Genomic DNA, 22304 nt, shown 5'->3' on the forward strand with positions numbered 1-22304 from the left:
CCGCCCTCTCCCCGCAGGCGGGGAGAGGAGGCCACCCCACCCCGGGCCTACGGCCCGACCCTCCCCCTCCAGGGGAGGGTGGCCGCAGCGCGGCCATCCATGACACGAGGTGAAACCCCATGAGCAAACGCGTCCTTGTCACGGGTGGAGCCAAAGGCGTCGGCGCGGCGATCGTGCGGGCGCTGGCGCAGGCCGGCTACGACGTCGACTTCACCTACCGCGCCTCGGGCGAGGCGGCCCTGACGCTCGCCGACGAGCTGTCCTCCGCCTATCCCCAGGCGATCCGGGCCCATTCGGTGGATCTGTCCGAGAAGGGCTCCCTCGACATCTTCTGCGAGGCGCTCCAAGACGAGACCTTCTACGGGCTCATCCACAATGCCGGCCAGTCCTACGACGTGCTCGCCGCCATGATGGCCCAGGACAAGGCCGAGGCCGCCATGCAGGTGAACTTCTGGTCCTTCACCCGCATCGCCAAGACGATCATGCGCGGCATGATCCGGGCCCGCAACGGCCGCATCGTCGCCATCGGCTCGGTGGCCGCCATCCAAGCCAATGCCGGCAACGCGGCCTACGCCGCCTCGAAGGGCGCGCTGATCTCCTATGCCCGCACGCTCGCCATCGAGACCGCCAAGCGCGGCGTCACCGTGAACGTGATCGCGCCGGGCTTCATCGACACCGACATGATGGCGCCCTACGCCGCCTACCGGGCCACGATGGAGGGCCAGATCCCGTCGGGCCGCTTCGCCAAGCCCGAGGAGATCGCCGGCGTCGCCGCCTTCCTCATGAGCCCGCCCGCCGCCTACATCACCGGCGCGACGCTCCCCGTCGACGGGGGTCTCACCGCCATGATGGGCATCCACCGCTAGGGCGCCGCCTCAGCCGCTGTTGCGCAGGCCCGCGGCGATGCCGTTGATCGTGAGGTGGATCCCCTCCACCACGCGCTCGTCCGTGTCGCCGCCGCGGTGGCGGCGCAGGAGCTCCACCTGGAGGTGGTTCAGCGGGTCGATATAGGGGAAGCGGTTGCGGATGGAACGGGCGAGCAGCGGGTTGCGCTCCAGGAGCCGCTCCTGCCCCGTCACCGCGAGCACCGCCCGGATCGAGGCCTCCCACTCCCCGCGCAGGCGCCCGAAGATGGCCTCGCGCAGGGCCTTGTCCTCGACGAGCTCGGCGTAGCGCGAGGCGATGGCGATGTCGCTCTTGGACAGCACCATGTCCATGTTGGACAGGAGCGTGCGGAAGAACGGCCAATCGCGCGCCATCTCCTGCAGGAGCGCAAGCCCCGCCTCGCCGCGCTCCGCCTGGAACGCCTCCACCGCCGCGCCGAAGCCATACCAGCCCGGCAGCATGAGCCGGCACTGCGCCCAGCCGAACACCCAGGGGATCGCCCGCAGGTCCTCGATCCGCCGCGAGTTCGTGCGCGAGGCCGGGCGGCTGCCGATGTTGAGGTTCGCGATCTCGCTGATGACCGTGGACTGCCAGAAATATTGCTCGAAGCCCGGCGTCTCGTAGACCAAGCCCCGGAAGGCCCGGTACGCGCTCGCCGAGAGCGCCTCCATGGCTTCCAGGTAGACGGGCCGGGGCGCGGGCTCGCCCGAGTGCAGGAGCGTGGCCTCGAGGGTCGCGGCGGCGAGCGTCTCCAGGTTGCGCCGCCCGAGATCCGGATTGCCGTATTTCGCGGCGATGACCTCGCCCTGCTCCGTGATGCGGATGGCGCCCTGCACGGCCCCGCCGGGCTGCGCCAGGATCGCCTGGTAGCTCGGCCCGCCCCCGCGCCCCACCGACCCGCCGCGGCCGTGGAAGAGGCGCAGGCGAAGCCCGTGGCGGCGGAACACCTCCATGAGCCCGATCTCGGCCTTGTAGAGCTCCCAGCCCGAGGTGAGGAAGCCGCCGTCCTTGTTGCTGTCCGAATAGCCGAGCATCACCTCCTGGGTGCGCCCGCGCCCGTCCAGGAGGCGCGCGTAAACCGGCAGCCCGAAGAGCGCGTCCATGATGGCGGCGCTCGCCTGGAGGTCGGCGATGGTCTCGAACAGGGGCACCACGTCGAGGGCGAGCGCGCCCTCCTCCGGGCGCATGAGGCCGACCTCCTTGAGGAGGAGCACCACCTCCAGCACGTCGGAGACGGCGTTCGCCTTCGAGATCACGTAGGTCGGCACGGCGGCCGCGCCGTAGCGGTGGTGGGCGTCCGCCGCCTCGCGCAGGATGGCGAGCTCGGCGTCGGTCTCGGGCGAGTAGGCCAGATAGGCGGAGGCGAGCGGCCGGGGCGAGGCGAGCTCGTCCACGAGCAGCGCGACCCGCGCCGCCTCGTCGAGCCCGGCATAGCCGGTCCCGGGGCGGGCGCGCTCCAGGAGCTCCGCCACGACCCGCTCGTGCACGTCCGCGTTCTGCCGCAGGTCCACGCCCGCCAGATGGAGGCCGAACGTGTCGACGGCCCGGCGCAGGGGCCGCAGCCGCCCCCGGGCGAGCGCCTCCGAGCCGTTGGCGACGAGGGAGCGGTGGAGGGCGGTGAGGTCGGCGTGGAGGGCGGCCGCGTCCGTATAGGCGGGCGCCTCCTCGGTGGGACGGGCCGGCACGGCGAGGCCCAGCGCCCGCGCCGTGGCGGCAAGGCCGGCATAGATGCCCGACACGGCCTGGCGATAGGGCTCGTCGCGCCGGTGGGGCGAGCGGTCCGGGGAGCGGGCGGCGAGCGCCGCGACCTCGTCGGACACGCTCACGTGGCGCGCATCGAGCGACAGCTCGGCGCCGAGCGCGTGGAGCTCGCGCAGGTAATGGCCGAGCGCCCGCTCGCTCTGCATGCGCAGCGCCGCGCGCAGGGCGTCGGCCGTGACGAAGGGATTGCCGTCCCGGTCGCCGCCGATCCAGCTCCCCATGCGGAAGAACGAGGGCAGCTCCATGTCGGCCCAGGCTGGGTCCGCGGCGGCGAGCGCGTCCTCCAGCGCGGCATAGATCCCCGGCAGCTCGCCCAGGAAGGTCTGGTCGTAATAGGACAGGCCGTTCGCCACCTCGTCGATCACCTTGAGCCGGGTGCGGCGCAGGATGCCCGTCTGCCACAGGGTGAGGATCGCCCGGCGCAGGGCGGCCTCGCAGTCGCGCTCCTCGTCCGGGGTGAGGCGGGTGCGGTCGCGGAAGGCCAGCACCCGGGCGATCTGGCGCTCCTGGTCGAGGTTGCTCTTGCGCCGCACCTCCGTCGGGTGCGCCGTGAGCACGGGACACACGAGCGCGCCGTCGAAGAACGCCTGCAGGCCCGCGCGGCCGATCCCCCGCTCGCGCAGGCGGCTCAAGGAAAAGGCGAGCGTGCCCTCGCGCGGCGCCGAGCCGGCGCTGGCATGGGCCCTGGTGCGGCGCACGTGGTGCTGGTCCTCGGCGATGTTCGCGAGGTGCGAGAAATAGCTGAAGGCCCGGATGATCTGGATCGCCTGGTCGCGCGACAGGGCGTTGAGCACGCCGTCGAGCCCGCCCCGGGCGCCCTCCTCCTCGTCGCGCCGGAAGCGGATCGCGGTCTGGCGGATGCGCTCGATGAGATCGAACGTCGCCTCCCCCTCCTGCCGCCGGACCGTGTCGCCGAGCAGGCGCCCCAGCAGCCGGATGTCAGACTGGAGCTCCAGGTGCTCGGCACCCGCGCCCTCCGCCACGAGGGCCGAGAGGTTGAGGTCGACGGCGGCGGGCCTCGGGAGGGTGTCGGCGGCGGAAGACATCGGGCGGGTCCCATCCGTGAGAGGCGTGGCGGTGGGGCAGCGGACGGGCCGGGGGTTCGACGCGTCCGGGCCCGAGCCAGGCTATCGTAGTTTAACTACTAGAATATGCGCTTTCGGAGTCAACGCTTCGACGGCCAGGATCGGCCCCGGCCCGCCACAAATCCCTTGGCATCCGCGCCCATGGCCCGTAAGTCGCGCGCACGGCTCATTTCGGGACACCACAGCTCACCCATGCGCGCCCTCCAGCTCCACGGCGACCGCGACCTGCGGATCGACGACATCGACGCCCCCCCGCCCCCCGGCCCCGGCGAGGTGCAGGTCCGGGTGCGGGCGCTCGCGCTCAACTATCTCGACGTGTGGGGCTTTCGCGGCATGGCCTTCGCCAAGCGCAAGATGCCCCAGGTGGTGGGCGTCGAGGCCTCGGGCGAGATCGTCGCGGTGGGCGAGGGCGTGACCCGCTTCTCCTGCGGCGACCCGGTCGTGATGTACGGCGCCGAGACCTGCGGCCATTGCAAGGCCTGCCGCGAGGGCCGCGACAACCTGTGCGAGAACGTCGCCGGGATCATGGGCTTCCATATCGACGGCTTCGCCCGCGAGCGCGTGAACCGCCCGGAGCGGCTCGTCGTGCCGGTGCCGAAGGGCGTCTCGTTCGAGGACGCGGCCTGCGCGGCCATCGGCTTCGGCACGGTGCAGCACATGCTGTTCGACAACGCCAAGCTGGAGCCGGGCGAGAGCATCCTGGTCCATGCGGGCGGATCGGGCATCGGGACGGCGGCGATCAAGATGGCGAAGGCCATCGGCTGCACAATCTACACGACGGTGGGCGACGACGAGAAGGGCGAGAAGGCCCGGGCGCTCGGCGCCGACCACGTGATCAACTACCGCACGGAGCGCTTCGAGGGCGAGGTGAGGAAGCTCACCAAGCGCAAAGGCGTCGACGTGGTGTTCGAGCATGTGGGCGCCGAGACCTGGAACGGCTCGCTCCTGTGCCTCAAGCGCGGCGGGCGCCTCGTCACCTGCGGCTCGACGTCCGGCGTGTCGACCACCATGAACCTGATGCAGCTCTTCCAGCAGCAATACCGGATCTTCGGCTCCTTCGGCTGCTCCATGCGCAACATCGGCGAGTCCCTCGACAAGATGGCGGGGGGCATGGCGCCCGTGATCGACGCCGTGTTCCCCCTCGCCGATTTCGCGGAGGGCCTGACGCGGCTGGAATCGCGCAAGGTCTTCGGCAAGGTCGTGGTGACGTTCTAGGAACCGGACCGTGGCCCGCACCCGCATCCCCGCCTGGCTGTCGAAGGGCGGCGAGCTCACCATGGTGGGGCTCGTGCGCGGCGTGTTCCGCCTGTCGCGCTCGCTCGGCCCCACGCGCGCCTCCGACACGGGCGCGCGCATCACCCGCACCTTCGGCCCCCTCCTCCCGGCCCACCGCACCGCCATGGCCAACCTCAGGGCCGTGTATCCCGAGAAAACGGAGGAGGAGCGGCGCGCCATCGCGCTCGGCGCCTGGGACAATCTCGGGCGCACGGCGGCGGAATACGCCCATCTCGACACCCTGTTCGACTTCGACGTGGAGCGCCCCAACGAGGGCCGCGTCGAGGTGCAGGGCATCGAGGACTTCGTAAGGCTGCGCGACGACGGCAAGCCGGGCCTGATCTTCTCGGCCCACCTCGCCAATTGGGAGCTGCCCGCGATCTGCGCCCACCGCTACGGGCTCGCCGCCACCGCCGTGTTCCGGGCGCCCAACGATCCAGGCGTGGCGCGGGTGGTCATGGAGGTGCGCTCCCAGACCATGGGCGGGCTGGAGGCGGCGCGCCAGGGCGCGGCCTTCGCCATGCAGGGGGTGCTGGAGCGGGGCGGGCATCTGGGCCAGCTCATCGACCAGCATTTCACCCGGGGCGTGGTGGTGGACTTCATGGGCCGGCCGGCGCTCACCAACCCCATCCTCGCGAAGTTCGCCCGGCGCTTCGACTGCCCGGTCCACGGGGTGCGGGTGGTGCGCCTGCCCGACCACCGCTTCAAGCTGGAGCTCACCCCCGCCCTCGACCTGCCGCGCGACGCGGGCGGCGAGATCGACGTGACCGGCGCCATGCAGGCCATGTCGCGGGTGGTGGAGGGCTGGGTGCGCGAGCACCCGGAGCAATGGCTGTGGATGCACCGCCGCTGGCGCGTGCCCGCCGCCCGGCCGGAGCCGCTCAAGGCAACGTGACTTCTCCCTGAGCCGGCTTTCGTGGTTGATAGGAGCATGACCCGCTGGCTCCTCATCGCCCTCGCCGCCCTCGGCGCCGCCGCAGCTCCGGCCGCCGCCGAGACGCCCCTGAAGGCCGTCGTCGAGCTGTTCACGAGCCAGGGCTGCTCGTCCTGCCCGCCGGCGGACGCGCGCCTCGCCGAGCTGGCGCGCCGGCCGGACGTGGTCGCGCTCACCCTGCCCGTCGATTACTGGGACTATCTGGGCTGGAAGGACACCCTCGCCCGGCCCGAGTTCAGCGCCCGCCAGCGGGCCTATTCCCACGGCCGGGGCGACCGGGCCGTGTTCACGCCGCAGATGGTGGTGAACGGCGCCCTCGCCTGCATCGGCTCGGACGGCGGCGCCGTGGACCGCACCCTCGACCAGGCGGCGGGCGAGGGCTCGGCCCTGCCGGTCCAGGTCCGGGCGCGGCTCGAGGGCGGCAGCGTGCGCATCGAGATCGAGGGCTCGGAGGCAACGCCGTCGGGGGTCTGGCTGCTTCCCGTGCTGCGCAGCCGGGACGTCGCGATCGGGCGCGGCGAGAACCGCGGCCGGGCGGTCACCTACGTCAACGTGGTGCGGGGCGTCCTGCGCGTCGGCGAATGGTCCGGCGGTTCGATGAAACTCGACGCGGCCCTGCCACCGGGCGAGGAGGCCGACGCCTACGTCGTGCTGGTCCAGGCGATGCGCGGCACCAAGCCCGCCCGAATTCTTGGGGCCGCGAAGGTGGGCGCGTTCTGACGCCCTGGGGTGGGCCGTCTTGAGGCATGCAACACAGGCGTGAGCCGGAGGGAGATCCGTGGAGCGCCCTTCCCGCCTCCCCTCTCCTATGGGGAGAGGGGCCGGGGGTGAGGGGGTACCACGCCAATCCAGCGGTCTCCCACCCCCCTCATGCTGAGGTGCCCTGCGCAGCAGGGCCTCGAAGCACGCACTACGGTTCCACAGCCGTCCCGAGACCTCTGGAACGCCCTTCGAGGCTCGCTCCGCTCGCGCCTCAGGACGAGGGCGCAGAGTGGGGGAGCAGCCCCCCGCCCTAGATCACCACCACCTTGTTGGGCAGCTCGTCCCAGTCGTCGGGCTGGGGCGGGGCGTGGGCGGCGAGCACGCGGCCCACTTCCCGCACGGCCTCGACCAACCCCTCGGCGGCCCGTCCGGCAGCCACGGCCTTGGACAGCCGGGCGCGGATCGCCTCGAAGGCCTCGCCGTCCACCCGGTCGGCGAGGCCCGTGTCGGCGATGATCTCCACGTGCCGCTCGGCGCCCGCCACGTAGATCAAGACGCCGAGCCGCTCGCGGGTGCGGGTGAGGCCCCGGCCGACGAACTCGCGCATGGCGGCCTCCCGGGCGCGCCGCCGCTTCACGAGACCCGGCACGAGGGCGTAGCGCCGCCCGGGCCAGGCGAGGAGCGGGATCGCCACGAGGGCGACGAGGAGCTGGACGATGTAGATCGTGCCCGGCGCGAAGGTGGTGAAGGCCACGAGCGGCCAGGGCACGAGGAGCGCGAGCACCAGCCCCCACAGGAGCGGCACGCTGTGATAGCCCGCCGCCTGGCCCGCGAGCACCACGGCGATCTCGCCCGCCGTGTCGCGCTCCGCTTCGCGGACGGCGTCGGCCACCCGCTCGCGTTCCTCCGCGTTCAGCATCGCGTCCCGCTCCTCCCGCCGCCGGGCCCTACGAGCCCTGCTCCACCATCATGAGCTTGTCCAGGGAGAAGCCCGCGCTCAAGGCCCGCGCCTTGAGCTCGTCCACGGTCGAGGCGTCGAGGGTGGGCTTGCGGGAGAAGATCCACAGCGCGGAGCGGTCCGTGGAGCCCACGAGGGCATGCGAGCCGTCGGGCGCCATGAGGAGGACGTCGTAGGTGTGCTTGCCGCCCGCGGCGCCGTAATCGATCTCGACGGTGGGGCGGCCGGCGCTCTCGAGGAGGCGGCCCTTGGCGCGGCTCTCGCGCTCCTGGCCGCTCGCCTTGTCGACGCCCCGGTTCACGACGTCGAAGGTCCCGTCCGGCGCCTTCGTGCGCGTGGACGTGACGCGGACCAGGCCGCGCTCGAAGGGATGGTCCAGGCGTGCGATCTCGTGCCACTGGCCCATATAGGCGTCGATGCTGAAATTGGGCGTCTGAGGCGCGGTGACCTCGTTGCCCACGGTCTGGGCGGCGGCAGGGGCGGCGGCGGCCAGCATGAGGGCCGCTGCGAACCAGCGAAGGCGGATGGATGCGGTCATGGGCGGCTCCCGGGGGTTGCCCCGACCAAACGACCCGCGGGCGCCGCGGTTCCGCTCAAGCTTGGCCGGCGCCCGCGGCGATCTGGTCCATGCGCCGGGCAAGCTCCACGTCGCGCCGGCTCAGGCCGTCGGCGTCGTGGGTGGACAGGGTCACGTCCACGGTGCCGTAGACGTTGAACCATTCGGGGTGGTGGTTCATCGCCTCCGCCACGAGCGCCACCTGCGCCATGAAGCCGAAGGCCTGGATGAAGCTGTCGAACGCGTAGCGCTTCTGGATCGCGTCGCGGCCCTCCACCATGGTCCAGCCGTCGAGGCCGGGCAGGAGCTCGGCCCGGTCCGAATCGCTCAAGCGCTCCATCGATCTCTCCTTAAGGCTTGCAGGCCGGGACCGGCCCCGAGGGGACAGATGGGGCGCCGCGCGCTCGTGTCACCCCCATCAGGGCCCGAACCAGCCCGTGGCGCTCGGAACCGGGCTCTCCCGGCGGTGGTTTCCCGGAGGACCGCCGACGCCGAGCCCGCCGGCCTGGAGACCGTCATGCAGACCGACCGCGACATGCCGCCGACCCATACGATCAAGCCCATCGACCAGCCGCCGGACTCGCGCGCGCCGACCGCGGCGATGCTCAAGGCCGACATCGATTCGGGCGCGAGCGGCGACAAGACGGAGGTGTTCGACCCCGGCATGGCGATGCTCGGCACCTGCGAGGAGGCCGGCGGCCATCCGCTCACCCCCGAGCAGCTCGCCATCGCCCGGCGCGAGGAGACGAAGATCCGCTGGTCCATGGGCGCGGGCAAGAAGAGCTACGCCCACCACCACTCGAACCTGGCGCTGTACGGCTTCGTCGGGCTCATCGCCGTGGTGGCCATCCTCGTCGTCGGCGCGCTGCTCCTCGACTGGGCATAACCGCCTCACGAGCCCCGGAACCACCTTGGCCATAACGGGGTTCTGTCAGACGTTCCCGTTCCCTGCGGTCGGCGGCCCGACCGAAACCCTCCACCCGGAGCGCCCGATGACGAGCGAAAGCCCCCGCCCCGCCGCCCCCGTGACGCCCAGGACCACGCCGCAGCACGGGCCCCGGACGGCCGCGCGCCCGAACGGCCGGCCGCACCTCTACCTCGTCTACAGCCGCGACGACGACGCGCCAGGCACCAGGCGCCCGGCGCCGGCGCCGGCTCCCGCCGCGGATCGCAAGACGTCGCTCGTGGCCTTCGCGGCGCTGGTTTGCGCGGCCGCCGGCCTCGCGGCGGTGCTGCTGACGCTCTAATCCGGGTGTCCCGCGCAGGGCGTGACGCCGCAGCCCCTGGCGGGGCGGCGACGGACGCCTAGCTTTCAGGGGCCCGCCCCTCGCACGACGAGCGCCCCATGGTCCAGGACGACAGCGAAGCCAACCGTTTCTCCGCCCGCGCGGCCCGCTATGCCCGCGTCGGCGCCAACATGAGCGGGGTGGCGGCGCGCATGGCGGGCAACCGCCTGTTCGGCGGGGACGGGAGCTCGGCGGGGAACGCCGCGGCCCTCGCCCAGGCGCTCGGCGGCCTCAAGGGGCCGATCATGAAGGTGGCGCAGCTGCTCGCCACCATCCCCGACGTGGTGCCCCCCGAATACGCCGCCGAGCTGCAGAAGCTCCAGAGCGAGGCGCCTCCCATGGGCGCCGCCTTCGTGCGCCGGCGCATGCAGGCCGAGCTCGGGCCCGGCTGGCAGACCCGCTTCGGCTCCTTCGACCTCCAGCCCGCGGCGGCCGCGTCGCTCGGCCAGGTGCACCGGGCCACGACGGCGGACGGGCGCCCGCTCGCCTGCAAGCTCCAGTACCCCGACATGCAGTCCGCCGTGGAGGCGGACCTGCGCCAGCTCGAGATCGTGTTCGCCCTGCACCGGCGCCTCGACCCCGCCATCGACACCCGCGAGATCGCCACCGAGATCGGCGAGCGGGTGCGCGAGGAGCTCGACTACCAGCGCGAGGCGAGGAACGTCGCCCTCTATCGGGCCGTGCTCGACGGCATCCCGCAGGTCCGGGTGCCCGACGTCCACCTCGACCTCTCGACCCGCCGCCTGCTCACGCTGGGCTGGCTGGAGGGGTCCAAGATCCTCGGCTTCAAGGACGAGCCCCTGGAGATCCGCAACCGCCTCGCCATCGCGATGTTCAAGGCCTGGTGGCACCCCTTCGCCGATGCCGGCGTGATCCACGGCGACCCGCATCTGGGCAACTACACGGTGTTCTCCGAGGGCGGCGAGGCGCAGGGCATCAACCTGCTCGATTACGGCTGCATCCGCATCTTCCATCCCCGCTTCGTCGGCGGCGTCGTGGACCTCTATCACGGGCTCCTCAACGACGAGCGCGACCGGATCGTGCATGCCTACGAGACCTGGGGCTTCAAGCGGCTCAACACGGAGCTCATCGAGATCCTCAACATCTGGGCCCGCTTCATCTACGGCCCCCTCCTCGACGACCGGGTCCGCTCCATCGCGGACGGGGTCGCCCCCGCCGAGTACGGCCGCCGCCAGGCCTTCCAGGTCCACAAGGCGCTGAAGGAGAAGGGCCCCGTGACGGTGCCGCGCGAGTTCGTGTTCATGGACCGCGCCGCGATCGGCCTCGGGGGCGTGTTCCTGCACCTCAAGGCGGAGCTCAACTACCACCAGCTCTTCGAGGCCGAGATCGAGCGCTTCTCCCTCGACGCGCTTGCGAGCCGCCAGACGGCGGCGCTGCAGGCCGCGGGGCTGCCGTTGCCGGTGTGAGGAGCGAGGCTTTCTCGGTCAGAGGTCCATCCGGTTGTCATCCCCGGCCGGAGCGCGCTTGTCGCGCGCAGGGGAAGGGGATCCAGCGCAAGCGATGCTGCCGCGCAGCGGCTCCTTAGGGCCTGCAAAGGAGCCCTCGTCGGGCATAAAGCGTCGCTACGCGACAGGAGTCGTGCTGGATCCCCTTCCCCTCCGGCGGACAAGCCGCCTCCGGCCGGGGATGACCGGGGAGAGCGCAAGGGCCCCCATGCCCCTGCGGCATTTGCCGGGGCGCCCATCCGTGCTATCGCGCCGCACAAAAGACCGTTGCCGCCCGGAGCCCCCGATGCCCCACGACCTCAAGCGCGTGACGCGCGCCCTCCTGTCCGTGTCCGACAAGGCCGGGCTCGTGGACTTCGCCCGCGCGCTGCACGAGCGGGGTGTCGAGCTGCTCTCCACCGGCGGCACGCGCGCCGCGCTCGCCGCCGCGGGACTCCCGGTGCGGGACGTCTCCGACGTGACGGGCTTTCCCGAAATGATGGACGGCCGGGTCAAGACCCTGCATCCGAAGGTGCATGGCGGGCTCCTCGCCATCCGCGAGAACCCGGAGCACCAGGCCGCGATGCTCGCCCACGGCATCGCTCCCATCGATCTCCTCGTGGTGAACCTCTACCCCTTCGAGGCGACCGTCGCGGCCGGCCACGGCGAGGACGAGTGCATCGAGAACATCGACATCGGCGGCCCGGCCATGATCCGCGCGGCGGCGAAGAACCATGCGGACGTGGCCGTGGTGGTGGACGTCGCCGATTACGGGGCGGTGCTCGCCGATCTCGAGGCCCATGGGGGCGCGGTGACCCGCACCCTGCGCCGCCGCCTCGCCCACAAGGCCTATGCCCGCACCGCCGCCTACGACGCGGCGATCTCCAACTGGTTCGGGGGCAGGCTCGGGGACGACACCCCCGTGATCCGCGCGCTCGGCGGCACGCTGGCCGAGCCCATGCGCTACGGCGAGAATCCGCACCAGGCGGCGGGCTTCTACCGCACGGCCGAGAGCCGGCCCGGCGTCGCCACGGCGCGGCAGGTCCAGGGCAAGCAGCTCTCCTACAACAACATCAACGACACCGACGCCGCCTTCGAGTGCGTGGCCGAGTTCGATCCCGCCCGCACGGCCGCCGTGGTGATCGTGAAGCACGCCAACCCTTGCGGCGTCGCCGAGGGCGAGAGCCTCATCGACGCCTACGAGCGGGCGCTGCGCTGCGATCCGGTCTCCGCCTTCGGCGGCATCGTCGCGGTCAACCGGACCCTCGACGGCGACGCGGCGCGGCGGATCGTGGAGATCTTCACCGAGGTGATCATCGCCCCCGACGCGACGGAGGAGGCCATCGGCCTCGTCGGCGCCAAGAAGAACCTGCGCCTTCTCCTCACCGGCGGCCTGCCCGACCCGCGCCAGGGCGGGCTCGCCTTGCGCACGGTGGCGGGCGGCTTCCTGGCGCAAAACCGCGACAACGCGGTGGTCGACGACATGGACCTGCGGGTCGTGACGAAGCGGCCCCCCGACGCGCGCGAGCTCGCCGACCTGCGCTTCGCCTTCCGGGTCGCAAAGCACGTGAAGTCGAACGCCATCGTCTATGCCCGGGACGGGGCGACGGTGGGGATCGGGGCGGGCCAGATGTCGCGGGTGGATTCCTCCCGCATCGCGGCCTGGAAGGCCGCCGAGGCGGCGAAGGCGGCGGGCCTGGGCGACAGCCTTGCGGTAGGCTCCGTCGTGGCCTCCGACGCGTTCTTCCCCTTCGCCGACGGGCTTCTCGCCGCGGCGGAAGCCGGCGCCACCGCCGTGATCCAGCCGGGCGGCTCCATGCGCGACGACGAGGTCATCCGGGCTGCCGACGAGGCGGGGCTGGCCATGGTCTTCACGGGGCACCGGCACTTCCGGCATTGAGCGGAGGCTGGCCCCGAGCAGGGTCCCCGCTCTCTCCAACCCCCTCATGCTGAGGAGCGCTCGAAGAGCGCGTCTCGAAGCACGCAGCACCTTCGCGAGCCGGAGGGAGATTCCTGGAGCGCCCTTCGAGGCCCGCCTGCGGCGGGCACCTCAGGACGAGGGTAGAGAGTGGAATGAGCGGCCTGGGCGTTTTAGCCGGGCGCGGCCCTCAGCGGGCGGCGCTCTTCTCTAGGCTCGCGGAGAGCGCGCGCACGAGATCGTCGATCTGGAAGGGCTTCTGCACCACGTCGTGGCTGACATAGGCGCCCTGGAGGCCCGACTCGCCATAGCCCGTGGTGAACACGATCGGCACGCCGCGGGCCGAGAGGGCGTCGGCCACGGGCCAGATCGCCTGGCCGGCGACGTTCACGTCGAGCACGGCGGCGTCGATCTCGGCGCTCGACGCCAGATCGAGAGCGGCCGGAATCCGCGCGGCCGGGCCGACGATCTCGCAGCCCAGGTCGAGGAGCATGTCCTCGACGAGCATCGACACCATCGCCTCGTCCTCGACGACGAGGACCCGCAGGCCGTTCCAGTCTTTTGTTTCGATCATGGTCACGTCGATTCGGTTAAACCCGAGCGGGGCCGAGAGCAAGGGAATTTCCGTGCGGAAAGCGGGGCTCCGTCAATCCGTACACATAGGTTAAGCTCGTTCCGCCGGGACGGACAAAGGCGCAAGGTGCCGCACCGTTCGCTCAACGCCCGGTAGTGGCATCGGCGAGGAATCGCACGAGCGCTTCCCGGTCGGCGGGGTCCGAGATCGTCTGCTCGGGCATCTTGGTGCCGGGCGTGTAGCGGGAGGGGCCGATCTCGAACAGGGCCGACACCGTCTCGGGCGTCCACACGATGTCCATTCCCTGAAGGGCGGGCGAGAAATTGTAGCCCTTCACCGACGCGATCCGGCGGCCGAAGATCCCGTGCAGGGTCGGCCCCGCCCGGTTGCCGCCGTCCGGCGTCAGGGTGTGGCAGGCGGCGCAGGCCCGGAACACCTGCGCGCCCCGGCTTCCCTGGAGGCCTGCCAGGAGATCGGGCACCGCGGCGATCACCACGGGGCCGAGATGCTCGCCCGTGCGCGCGTTCCAGCGGCGCACCAGCCGGTCCGAGCCGCCGGTGAGGAGCTCCGACCCGTCGGGGCTGAACGCCACGGACCAGACCGGGAGTCCGGGCCCGACGAGGGTGAGCGCGATCCGGGCGGCCGCCCGGTCGATCAGCGACACCGATCCGCGCACGTTCGCGGCGGCAAGGCGGGTGCCGTCGGGGGCCAGCGCGAGGGCGATCACGGGCGTACCCTGCGTCTCGACCTCGGCGCGGACCCGCAGGCCCGGGTCGAGGAGGCGCACGATCCCGTCGGCCCCCGCCGCCGCGATCTCGCCGTCCGGCGCCGCAGCGACCGCGTTCACGGGCGAGGGCAGCGTGACGCTCACGGCCTCGGTGCCCGGCTCCTCCGGCCAGACCCGGAGGGTGAGGTCGTAGCCGCCGGTCACGGCGCGTCCGTCGGGCAGGAACCCCACCGCGTTGACGTTGCCCTGGTGGCCCGCGAGCACGCGGGCCTCGCCGCCCGCAAGCGGGTGGACGCGCGCCGTGCCGTCCCACGCCGCCGAGCCGAGGCGCGTGCCGTCGGGGGAGACCGCGAGCGCCACCACCGGGCCGGTATGCCCCTCGATGACCCGCTCGGGGTCAGGCGCCGCGCCGCGCCACAGGGCGATGCGCCCGTCCTCGCCGCCCGTAGCGAAGCGGCCGTCGGGCAGCGCCGCGACCGCGTTGACCGCGCCCTCGTGGAAGCGCAGCACCGCGAGCGCCGCCCCTTCGCCCAAGGCCCACAGGATGGCCGACTGGTCGAAGGAGCCCGACATGGCGAGGCGCCCGTCGGGCGAGATCGCGAGCGCCCGCACCGGGCCGCCATGGCCCCGCATCTCGGCGGGGGCGGGGGTGACGAGAAGCATCCCGGCGAGGCCTAGGATGAGGGCGCGACAACGGACGGGCATGACGGATCCGGCGGTCAGGCGGGGCGGAAGCCGAGACCCTCGAGGGCGTCGCGGACGGCCCGGTCGGCCAGGGCTTCCAGGAACGCCGCCACGGGGGGCCGGTTTCGCCGCGCCGCGACGAGGGCGAAGTCGAAATGCTCCTCGCCGACGGGGATGAAGGAGAGCCCATAGGCCGACGCCACGGGGGCGATGGCAATCCCCCAATCGGCGCGGCCTTGCGCCACCCCCGCGGCGACGGCGTTGTGCGAGCGGGGCTGGTTCCAGTAGCCCTCGGGCCGGGCGCCGCCGAGGAGCCGGTCGATGAGGAGGCGCGTGCCGGCACCGGAATTGCGGTTGACCATGAGGCAGGCGGGGTCGGCCAAAGCCGCGGCGACGGCCGCCTCGGCGGTCCGGCCCTCGAAGCGCGTGTCGCCCGCGCGGAACACGATGCCCTGCATGCGCCGCCAGCCGGGCACCAGCTCCAGGCCGGCCTGGAGATAGCCCTCGTTGTAGAGGCCCGTCTTCGGGTCCATGAGGTGGATCGGGGCGAGATCGCACTCGCCGCGCCGTGCCGCCGCGAGCCCCCCGAGGCTGCCCACCGCGAGCACCCGCGACGACACGCCGCGCTCGGCAAGATGCCCCGTGACGGCGTCGAGCCCCGGATCGTGGCTGCCCACGATCACAAGGTCGGGCACCCGCAGATGCGGGGTGAACAGGGTCACGGGCGCGGTCGCCCCGGCGGGCAGGGAGTCGGCGAGGGCCTCGACGGTGAGGAAGCCGTCGGCCTGGGCGAAGCTCGTGACGGCACCCGAGCCCTTGCCCGTCGGGTAGGCGGCCGGGCCGTCCGGGGTGTCGACGAGGGAGACCATCACGAACTCGGTGCGGCCGAGCTCGGACGCCACCCGGACGGGGACGCGCGCCGGCATGCTCGCCTCGGTGCGCTCCGGCAGGCCGCTCAGGCGCCGCAGGACGGGGGCGACGATGTCGTGGAAGGTGAACATCGCCGAGGTGGGGAAGCCCGGCAGCACCACCACGGGCTTACCGTCGCAGACCGCGAGGCAGAGCGGCTTGCCGGGCTTCAGGGCGACCCCGTGGGCCACGATGCCGGGGGCCCCGAGATCGGCCACGAGGCGGTAGGTCAGGTCGCCCGCCCCCTTGGAGGTGCCCCCCGACAGGACCACCATGTCGCATTCGGCGAAGGCGCGGCGGATGGCGGCCTCCAGGAGCGCCGCGTCGTCGGGGAAGGCCCCGAAAGCCACGGGATCGCCGCCGTTCTCGGCCACTGCCGCCGCCACGATGGGCCCGTTGGAATCGTAGATCGCGGCGGGCCGCAGCGGCTGCCCCGGCGCCACGAGCTCGTCCCCCGTCGACAAGATGCCGACCCGGGGGCGGCGGATTGCAGATACCTCGGCGAGGCCGCAGGCGGCCAGCATCCCGATCTCCCGCGAGCCGATCAGGGTGCCCCGCCGCAGCAGGACCTCGCCCCGGGCGATGTCGGACCCCGCGAAGCCGATGAAGGCGCCGGGGCTCGGGGCGCGGCGCACCGCGATGCCCTCGGCTACGGGCTCCGTGTGCTCGATCATCACCACCGCGTCGGCGCCGCGGGGGATCGGGCCGCCGGTGGCGATGGGGGTCGCGGTGCCGGGCGCAAGCGCGATCCCTGGGCTGACCCCGCAGGCGATGGTCTCGGGGTTGAGCCGCAGGGTCACGGGCACCGGCTCGGAGGCCGCCGCGAGGTCGGCAGCCCGCACCGCGAAGCCGTCGACGCCGGAGCGGTCGAAGGGCGGCACGTCGATCGGCGAGGCGACGTCTGCCGAGAGGACGCGCCCGAGGGCTTGGCCCAGCGGCACGGTCTCGATGCCGCGCGGCGAGAGGTCGAGGGCCTCGCGGAACCGGCGCACCGCCTCATCGCGGGAGAGGACGGTGAGGAACTGGTCCTGGACGGGCGGGGAGCTCATGGACCCCAATCTAGCGCGAAGGCGGCGATCGTTTCACCCGGCGCGTGGCCCTCCAGGGCGGGTGGCACCACGGTCCAGGCATCGGCAGCGGCCAGCGCCGACCAGGCGAGGTCGCCCACGGCGATCGGGCGCAAGCCCTCGGGCTCGCGCCGCAGCAAGGCGATCTCGGCCAAGCCGATGGCGGAGGCGAGCTTCGCGACGAGCGGTCCCGTGAGGTCGGGGCGTCGGGGCGGCGCGCCGCGCAGCCGGTCGAGGCAGGGGCGCACCAGGAGGTGATAGGCCGCGAAGGCGTCCTCCAGGCGCGAGGGCAGGAGGATCACGGGGCGCCCGCACAGGATGCCGCAGGCCGCGGCTTCGCCGGGCGCGATGGCGACGCCGTGCGCGAGAAGCCCGCCCCGGTCGCACAGCCGCTCGATGCCGAGCGCCGTGGCGTCGTCCCCGACGCCCACCACGATGTCGCCCTCGTCGGGCGGCGTCGGCCCTCCCGCCGCGATCACGGAGGCAAGGCCCGACAGCTCCCCGGCCACGAGAGCCCCGGCAGGTCCCCCGTCCGGCGCCCACAGGACGGCGACGGGGCGGCGCACGGGCAGGTCCGCCCGGCCGATCGCCCGCGCGAGCGCGAGGTCGAGGGGCCGCAGCGGCTCGCCCGCGGCGCGCAGCACCGCGCCGGCGCCCATGTCCTCCCCGGGCCGGCGCACGCCCTCGCCCGGCGCCACGGCGGCGAGGATCTCGGGGACCGCTCCCTCGAAGGACAGGTCGGCGGGGCCGAGCACGGCGTCGAGGCCGGGGGGAAGCGAGGCGCCAGGTACGACGGCGACGGGAGAGGCCGTGGCGAAGGCGGGGGCGTAGCTCGATGCCCCGACCGTATCGTGCGAGGCGACCGCCCAGCCGGAGCGCCGGGCGAGCGCGGTGCCCGGGACGGGCTCCGGGGCAACGATGCTCTCGGCGCAGGCATGGCCGAGCGCACGGTCCAGGGGCACGCGCACGGGCGCCACGGGGCGCAGCTCCGCGAGGAGCCTGCCGAGAAGCAGATCGAGGGGGGTGAGGGAGCGCGCGGGGCGCGTCATCGTCTCGGGTTGTCGTGGGCCATGGCGGGGCATAGTTGAAGGGCTACGACACCCCTGTCCAGTGACGCATGTCTGAAACCCATCTGAACCTGCGCGGGCTCAAGTGCCCGCTTCCCGCCCTCAAGACCCGCAAGGCGCTCCAGGGCGTGCCCTCGGGCGGGCTGCTCGTGGTGGCCTGCACCGACCCGCTCGCCGTGATCGACATCCCGGCGCTGGTCAACGAGACGGGGCACAGCCTGGAGGGCCAGACGGAGGAGGCGGGCGCGCTCCTGTTCCGGATCCGCAAGGCCTGACGCGAGAAGACCCGGCCGGGGCCGGGTCTTCGCAGGCGATCGGCTGCGGGCTTACTTGTTGCCGCGCAGGGTGTCCTTGATGCCGCCGATGGTGTTCTGGATCTTGCCCTCGGCCTGGTCCATCTGACCCTCGGTCTTCGTCTTGGAATCGCCGGTCAGGTTGCCGACGCCTTCCTTGATCTTGCCCTTCAGGTTCTTCATGCTGCCTTCGGTGCGATCGTTGTCCATGTGTCTCTCCTGGGGTCACGTCATGAAATCGTACCAGGATAACGTCTGCCCGGAATCGGGGTTCCGAGTTGTGGCGCTGTATTGGCCGCTCTCCTTTACGTTTTCGCACAACCGGTGACGCCCCTTGCCCAGCCCGGACAGAACCGACCCGCTGATCCTCACCCTGGGCTTCGACGCGGAGACCTTCAGCCTGCTCAACGGCTTGCGGCAGGCGCACTTCCCTCCCGAGCGCAATTTCATCCCGGCGCACCTGACGCTGTTCCACCATCTGCCGGGGCCGGAGCTCGCCGGCATCGTCCCGGCGCTGCGGCGCGCCTGCGCCGGCCGGGGCGCGATCCCGCTCCGGGTCACGGGCCTGCGCTCGCTCGGGCGCGGGGTCGCCTTCACGGTGGAGGCCCCTGAGCTCGCGGCCCTGCGCCGGGAGCTCGCCGCGCTCTGGTCGGGCTGGCTCGGCCCCCAGGACCGGCAGGGCTTCAGGCCGCACGTGACGATCCAGAACAAGGTCGCGCCCTCGCAAGCCGCGGCGCTCCTGGCCCGCCTCCAGGCGGGCTTCGTGCCGTTCGAGGGCAGCGGCGAGGCGCTGCTCCTGTGGCACTATCGCGGCGGTCCCTGGGAGCCCGCCGGCGTCTTCCCGTTCGCCCCATAGGCCTCGATCCGGTCGAGGAGGTCCACGGCCAGCGCCCGGCGCGCCGCCTCGTCCCCGGCCGCCCGCGCCAGGATGAGGCGCTCCCCCTTCCAGGCGAGATCGGGGCCGGCCTCGGCGAGGCCCGGTCCCGCGCCCGCCTCGGGCCGGAAGGTGAGCGCGATGGCGGCCGGGCCGGCATCGATGCGGGCCACCCGCAAGCGGCGGCAGAGCACCCGGAGCCGGGTGAGATCGAACAGGCCCGCCATGGGATCGGGCAGCGCCCCGAAGCGGTCCGCGATCTCGTCGGCCAGGGCCTCGACCTCCTCGGCGGCCTCCGCCCGGCTCAGGCGCGCATAGAGGTTGAGCCGCACCTCCGGCTCGGGGATGTAATCGTCGGGGATGCTCCCCGCGAAGCCGAGGTTCAGCTCCGGGGTCCAGTCCTCCACCGCCTCGCCGCGCGCGGCCCGAAGCGCCCGCTCCAGGAGGTGCTGGTAGAGGCCCGTCCCCACGAGGGTGACGTGGCCGGCCTGCTCCTCGCCCAGAAGCTCGCCCGCGCCGCGCAGGTCGAGGTCGCGCGCGCTCACCGCGAAGCCCGCGCCGAGCCGGTCGAGCGCTTCGAGCGTCTGGAGGCGCTTGCGGGTGGCCTCCGGCAGCTCGGTGCCGGGCTCCGTGAGCAGGTAGCAGATCCCGCGCGCCCGCCCCCGCCCGACCCGGCCGCGCAGCTGATGCAGCTGGGCGAGGCCGAACCGGTCGGCGCGCCAGACCAGCATCGTGTTGGCCCGGGGCACGTCGAGGCCGCTCTCGATGATGCTCGTGGAGAGCAGGACGTCGCCGTCCCCGTCGGCGAAGCGCACCATCGCCTCGTCCATGGCGGCGGCAGGCATCTTGCCGTGCGCCACCACGAGGCGCAGGTCGGGCGCGACCTCCGCGAGCCGCGCCTCGATGGGCCCGATGTCCTCGATCCGGGGGCAGACCACGAAGCTCTGGCCGCCGCGCCGCCGCTCGCGCAGCAGCGCCTCGCGGAACGACAGGGGATCGAAGGGCGCGAGGAACGTGCGGATCGGCTGGCGCCGGGCCGGCGGCGTGGTGATGAGGCTGAGATCCTGGAGGCCGACGAGCGCCGCCTGGAGGGTGCGGGGGATCGGCGTCGCCGTGAGGGTCAGCACGTTGGCCCGCCGGCCCAGATCCCGCAGGCGCCCCTTCACGGCGGCGCCGAAGCGCTGCTCCTCGTCGATGACCACGAGGCCGAGATCCGCGAAGGTCACCCCCTCGGCCGCAAGCGCATGGGTGCCCACGACCACGCGGATCGAGCCGTCGGCGAGCCCCGCCTTCACGGCTTTCGCCTCCGCTGCCGAGACGAGGCGCGAGAGGTGCCCCACCGTGACGCCGAGATCCGCGAAGCGCCGCTCCACGGTCTGGAGATGCTGGCGCACGAGCACCGTGGTGGGCGCGACGAGAGCGACCTGGCGTCCCGACAGGGCCACGGCGGCGGCGGCGCGCAGGGCCACCTCCGTCTTGCCGTAGCCCACGTCGCCGCAGACCAGGCGGTCCATCGGCGTTCCCGAGGCGAGGTCGTCGAGGACGGCCGCGATGGCGCGGGCCTGGTCGCGGGTCTCGGGGTAGGGAAAGCGCGCGACGAAGCGCTCATAAGGCGCAGCAGGCGGGCGGATCGGCTCGACCCGGGCCTCTCCCCGCTCCCGGGCGAGCGTCACGAGGCGGGCGGCCGTGTCGGCGAGCTCCTCGTCGAGGGCCGCTCGGCGCTTCGCCCAGGCTTCCCCGTCGAGGCGGTCGAGGGTGACGGCCTCTGCATCCGCGCCGTAGCGCCAGATGCGGTCCATGGCGGTAGCCGGTGTGAGCAGGGTGGCGTCCCGGGCGAATCCGAGGCGCACCGCGTCGCCCGCGCCTGCCGCGCCCGCCTCCAGGGCCTCGATCCCCTGGAGCACGGCCATCCCGTGATCCACGTGGATGACCGCATCGCCCAGGTGCAGGTCGGGATCGGCGAGGGGCAGGATCGGGGCCGAGCCGTCGTCGGCGCCCGTCTCGGCGCGGCTGCCGAGGAGATCGGCCGCCGCCACGACGGTCACGCCCCCCGCCTCGTCGCGAAAGCCCGCTTCGAGATCGATGGAGAGAGCCAGCAGCGCCCCCTTCGGCGCAGCCGTGACGGCGGCCCAGCCGACCGCGGGTTCGGGGGCGTCGTCGAGCGGGCGGGCGAGCCGCCCGGCGTCGCGCTTCGTCGCGGCGGCGAGAACGACCCGGCGCCCGGCCTCGCGCTCGGCCGCGACGAAGCGGGCGAGCGCCCCGCCCGCCCGCCGCTCCAGGACGAAGCGCGGCACGCCGAGGTCATCACCCGCTTCGGGCAGGCGCTCGACCGGGCGCGCGGCGGTGCACGCGCTCCAGGCGGCCTCGTCGAGATAGAGCCGGTCGGGGGCCGGGACCGGGCGGGCGGTCTCGCCGGCTGCCTGCGGCAGGCCCGCGCGGCCCTCATGGGCGTCGCGGACCTGCATTAGGCCCGCCATGCGGCGCGTCTCCGCCTTGGGCTCCACCACGAGGGCCGCCCCGGGCAGGAGGTCGAGCACCGTCTGCAGGCCCGGCACGAAGTCGGGAAGCCAGTGCTCCAGGCCGGGCCCCCGCTCCAGGGGCTCCTCGCCCTCGGCGGGTGGGGGCAGGATCAGCTCGGAGACGGGGAGGATCGCGAGTGTCTCCTGCTCGGCCTCCGTGCGCTGGCTGACGGGATCGTAGGACCGGATGGCGGTCACGCGGCCGTCCTCGTGCTCGATCCGGTACGGCCTGGCCGCTCCCCCGGGAAACACGTCGATCACGTGGCCGCGGATCGCCACCTCGCCGGGCTCGTCGACGCGCTCGTCGATGACGTAGCCGGGTCGATGAAGGAGCGCCCCGAGCTCGTCCGGGTCGACGCTCCCGCCGACGCGGATATCGACGGTGGCTTCCCCGAGGAGCGCCGCGGGCGGCACCCGCTGGAGCAGGGCGTCTGGGGTCGCGACGAGGAGGCGGGGCGCGCCGCCGGCCTCGTCGAGACGCCGCAGCGCGGCGACGCGCCGCCCCATGGCCTCGCGGGAGGGCGACGCCCGGTCGAAGGGCAAGCAATCCCAGGGCGGCAGGACGACGACGGGCAGATCGGGCGCGAGCGCCGCCGCGATCGCCCCGAGGCGCTCGGCCCGGCTCTCGCCCGCCGCCATGTGGACGAGGCCGCCCGCCCCGGCGGCGCGGGCGCGCTCGATCAGGCGCACGGCGAGGAGCCCCAAGGGGGCGTCGGCGGGAGGCAGCGGCGCGGGGGCCGGCTTTGTCTTGGGCATGTCGGGATGGCTCGGGCCGCCCATGCGGC

20 protein-coding genes are annotated in these 22304 nt (G+C 73.2%); 10 read left to right on the forward strand and 10 right to left on the reverse strand.

Going from position 1 to position 22304, the window contains the following annotated elements; all coding sequences use genetic code 11:
• The first annotated feature begins 119 nt into the window (after nt 1-119).
• A complete protein-coding gene (locus F0L46_RS04140) occupies nt 120-866 on the forward strand; it encodes an SDR family NAD(P)-dependent oxidoreductase (RefSeq protein ID WP_149815774.1) in 747 nt (248 codons plus the stop codon).
• 9 nt (nt 867-875) lie between these two features.
• Here F0L46_RS04140 and ppc read toward each other — a convergent pair whose 3' ends face one another.
• A complete protein-coding gene (gene ppc / locus F0L46_RS04145) occupies nt 876-3692 on the reverse strand; it encodes a phosphoenolpyruvate carboxylase (RefSeq protein WP_149815775.1) in 2817 nt (938 codons plus the stop codon).
• A gap of 231 nt (nt 3693-3923) precedes the next feature.
• Here ppc and F0L46_RS04150 point away from each other — a divergent pair, with 231 nt between their 5' ends.
• From F0L46_RS04150 to F0L46_RS04160, 3 genes are read left to right on the forward strand one after another with little or no spacing between them, the layout of a single operon-like run.
• On the forward strand, nt 3924-4946 hold the full coding sequence (locus F0L46_RS04150) for a zinc-binding dehydrogenase (protein WP_149815776.1): 1023 nt from the start codon (nt 3924-3926) through the stop codon (nt 4944-4946).
• Between the two features lie 10 nt (nt 4947-4956).
• Nucleotides 4957-5901 (forward strand): lipid A biosynthesis lauroyl acyltransferase, encoded by a 945-nt coding sequence (locus F0L46_RS04155; RefSeq protein ID WP_276315504.1) that lies wholly within the window; start codon nt 4957-4959, stop codon nt 5899-5901.
• 36 nt (nt 5902-5937) lie between these two features.
• Nucleotides 5938-6660 carry a DUF1223 domain-containing protein gene (locus tag F0L46_RS04160; RefSeq protein ID WP_188311844.1) on the forward strand — a complete coding sequence of 241 codons (723 nt, stop codon included), beginning with the start codon at nt 5938-5940 and terminating at the stop codon, nt 6658-6660.
• Nucleotides 6661-6952: 292 nt separating this feature from the next.
• Here the strand turns inward: F0L46_RS04160 and F0L46_RS04165 are convergent, their stop codons facing one another.
• From F0L46_RS04165 to F0L46_RS04175, 3 genes are read right to left on the reverse strand one after another with little or no spacing between them, the layout of a single operon-like run.
• On the reverse strand, nt 6953-7561 hold the full coding sequence (locus F0L46_RS04165) for a TPM domain-containing protein (protein WP_149815778.1): 609 nt from the start codon (nt 7559-7561) through the stop codon (nt 6953-6955).
• Nucleotides 7562-7589: 28 nt separating this feature from the next.
• Complete coding sequence (locus F0L46_RS04170) at nt 7590-8138, reverse strand: lipocalin family protein (RefSeq protein WP_149815779.1); 549 nt, start codon at nt 8136-8138, stop codon at nt 7590-7592.
• A 55-nt stretch (nt 8139-8193) separates the two neighbouring features.
• Nucleotides 8194-8496, reverse strand: a complete 303-nt coding sequence (locus F0L46_RS04175) for a 4a-hydroxytetrahydrobiopterin dehydratase (RefSeq protein WP_149815780.1) — start codon at nt 8494-8496, stop codon at nt 8194-8196.
• A 177-nt stretch (nt 8497-8673) separates the two neighbouring features.
• Here F0L46_RS04175 and F0L46_RS04180 point away from each other — a divergent pair, with 177 nt between their 5' ends.
• The 4 genes from F0L46_RS04180 to purH all read left to right on the forward strand — a co-directional run bounded on the left by F0L46_RS04180 (nt 8674) and on the right by purH (nt 12787).
• Nucleotides 8674-9042, forward strand: a complete 369-nt coding sequence (locus F0L46_RS04180) for a hypothetical protein (RefSeq protein ID WP_149815781.1) — start codon at nt 8674-8676, stop codon at nt 9040-9042.
• Between the two features lie 106 nt (nt 9043-9148).
• Complete coding sequence (locus tag F0L46_RS04185; protein ID WP_149815782.1) at nt 9149-9403, forward strand: hypothetical protein; 255 nt, start codon at nt 9149-9151, stop codon at nt 9401-9403.
• A 98-nt stretch (nt 9404-9501) separates the two neighbouring features.
• Nucleotides 9502-10869 carry an ABC1 kinase family protein gene (locus F0L46_RS04190; RefSeq protein ID WP_149815783.1) on the forward strand — a complete coding sequence of 456 codons (1368 nt, stop codon included), beginning with the start codon at nt 9502-9504 and terminating at the stop codon, nt 10867-10869.
• Nucleotides 10870-11194: 325 nt separating this feature from the next.
• Nucleotides 11195-12787 carry a bifunctional phosphoribosylaminoimidazolecarboxamide formyltransferase/IMP cyclohydrolase gene (purH, locus tag F0L46_RS04195; RefSeq protein ID WP_149815784.1) on the forward strand — a complete coding sequence of 531 codons (1593 nt, stop codon included), beginning with the start codon at nt 11195-11197 and terminating at the stop codon, nt 12785-12787.
• A gap of 208 nt (nt 12788-12995) precedes the next feature.
• Here purH and F0L46_RS04200 read toward each other — a convergent pair whose 3' ends face one another.
• The 4 genes from F0L46_RS04200 to F0L46_RS04215 all read right to left on the reverse strand — a co-directional run bounded on the left by F0L46_RS04200 (nt 12996) and on the right by F0L46_RS04215 (nt 17815).
• Nucleotides 12996-13379: a response regulator gene (locus tag F0L46_RS04200; protein ID WP_188311845.1), complete on the reverse strand. Its 384-nt coding sequence runs from the start codon at nt 13377-13379 to the stop codon at nt 12996-12998.
• A 142-nt stretch (nt 13380-13521) separates the two neighbouring features.
• Nucleotides 13522-14811, reverse strand: a complete 1290-nt coding sequence (locus F0L46_RS04205; RefSeq protein WP_149815786.1) for a c-type cytochrome — start codon at nt 14809-14811, stop codon at nt 13522-13524.
• Nucleotides 14812-14825: 14 nt separating this feature from the next.
• A complete protein-coding gene (locus F0L46_RS04210; RefSeq protein ID WP_149815787.1) occupies nt 14826-16748 on the reverse strand; it encodes a molybdopterin biosynthesis protein in 1923 nt (640 codons plus the stop codon).
• Nucleotides 16745-17815, reverse strand: a complete 1071-nt coding sequence (locus tag F0L46_RS04215) for a molybdopterin-binding domain-containing protein (protein WP_188311846.1) — start codon at nt 17813-17815, stop codon at nt 16745-16747. The genes F0L46_RS04210 and F0L46_RS04215 overlap by 4 nt, the downstream gene beginning before the upstream one ends.
• 68 nt (nt 17816-17883) lie before the next feature.
• Here F0L46_RS04215 and F0L46_RS04220 point away from each other — a divergent pair, with 68 nt between their 5' ends.
• Nucleotides 17884-18108, forward strand: a complete 225-nt coding sequence (locus F0L46_RS04220; RefSeq protein WP_149815789.1) for a sulfurtransferase TusA family protein — start codon at nt 17884-17886, stop codon at nt 18106-18108.
• 51 nt (nt 18109-18159) lie between these two features.
• Here the strand turns inward: F0L46_RS04220 and F0L46_RS04225 are convergent, their stop codons facing one another.
• Complete coding sequence (locus tag F0L46_RS04225; RefSeq protein ID WP_149815790.1) at nt 18160-18336, reverse strand: CsbD family protein; 177 nt, start codon at nt 18334-18336, stop codon at nt 18160-18162.
• A 124-nt stretch (nt 18337-18460) separates the two neighbouring features.
• On the opposite strand from F0L46_RS04225, the gene F0L46_RS04230 reads away from it, so the two are divergent.
• Entirely contained in the window at nt 18461-18982 is a 522-nt protein-coding gene (locus tag F0L46_RS04230) for a 2'-5' RNA ligase family protein (RefSeq protein ID WP_149815791.1), read from the forward strand.
• Here F0L46_RS04230 and F0L46_RS04235 read toward each other — a convergent pair.
• Nucleotides 18931-22275 (reverse strand): TRCF domain-containing protein, encoded by a 3345-nt coding sequence (locus F0L46_RS04235; protein ID WP_149815792.1) that lies wholly within the window; start codon nt 22273-22275, stop codon nt 18931-18933. The two genes, F0L46_RS04230 and F0L46_RS04235, sit on opposite strands and share 52 nt — an antisense overlap.
• Nucleotides 22276-22304: the final 29 nt, after the last annotated feature.

The organism is Salinarimonas soli, from assembly GCF_008386575.1.
In the GTDB taxonomy this organism is placed as follows: domain Bacteria; phylum Pseudomonadota; class Alphaproteobacteria; order Rhizobiales; family Beijerinckiaceae; genus Salinarimonas_A; species Salinarimonas_A soli.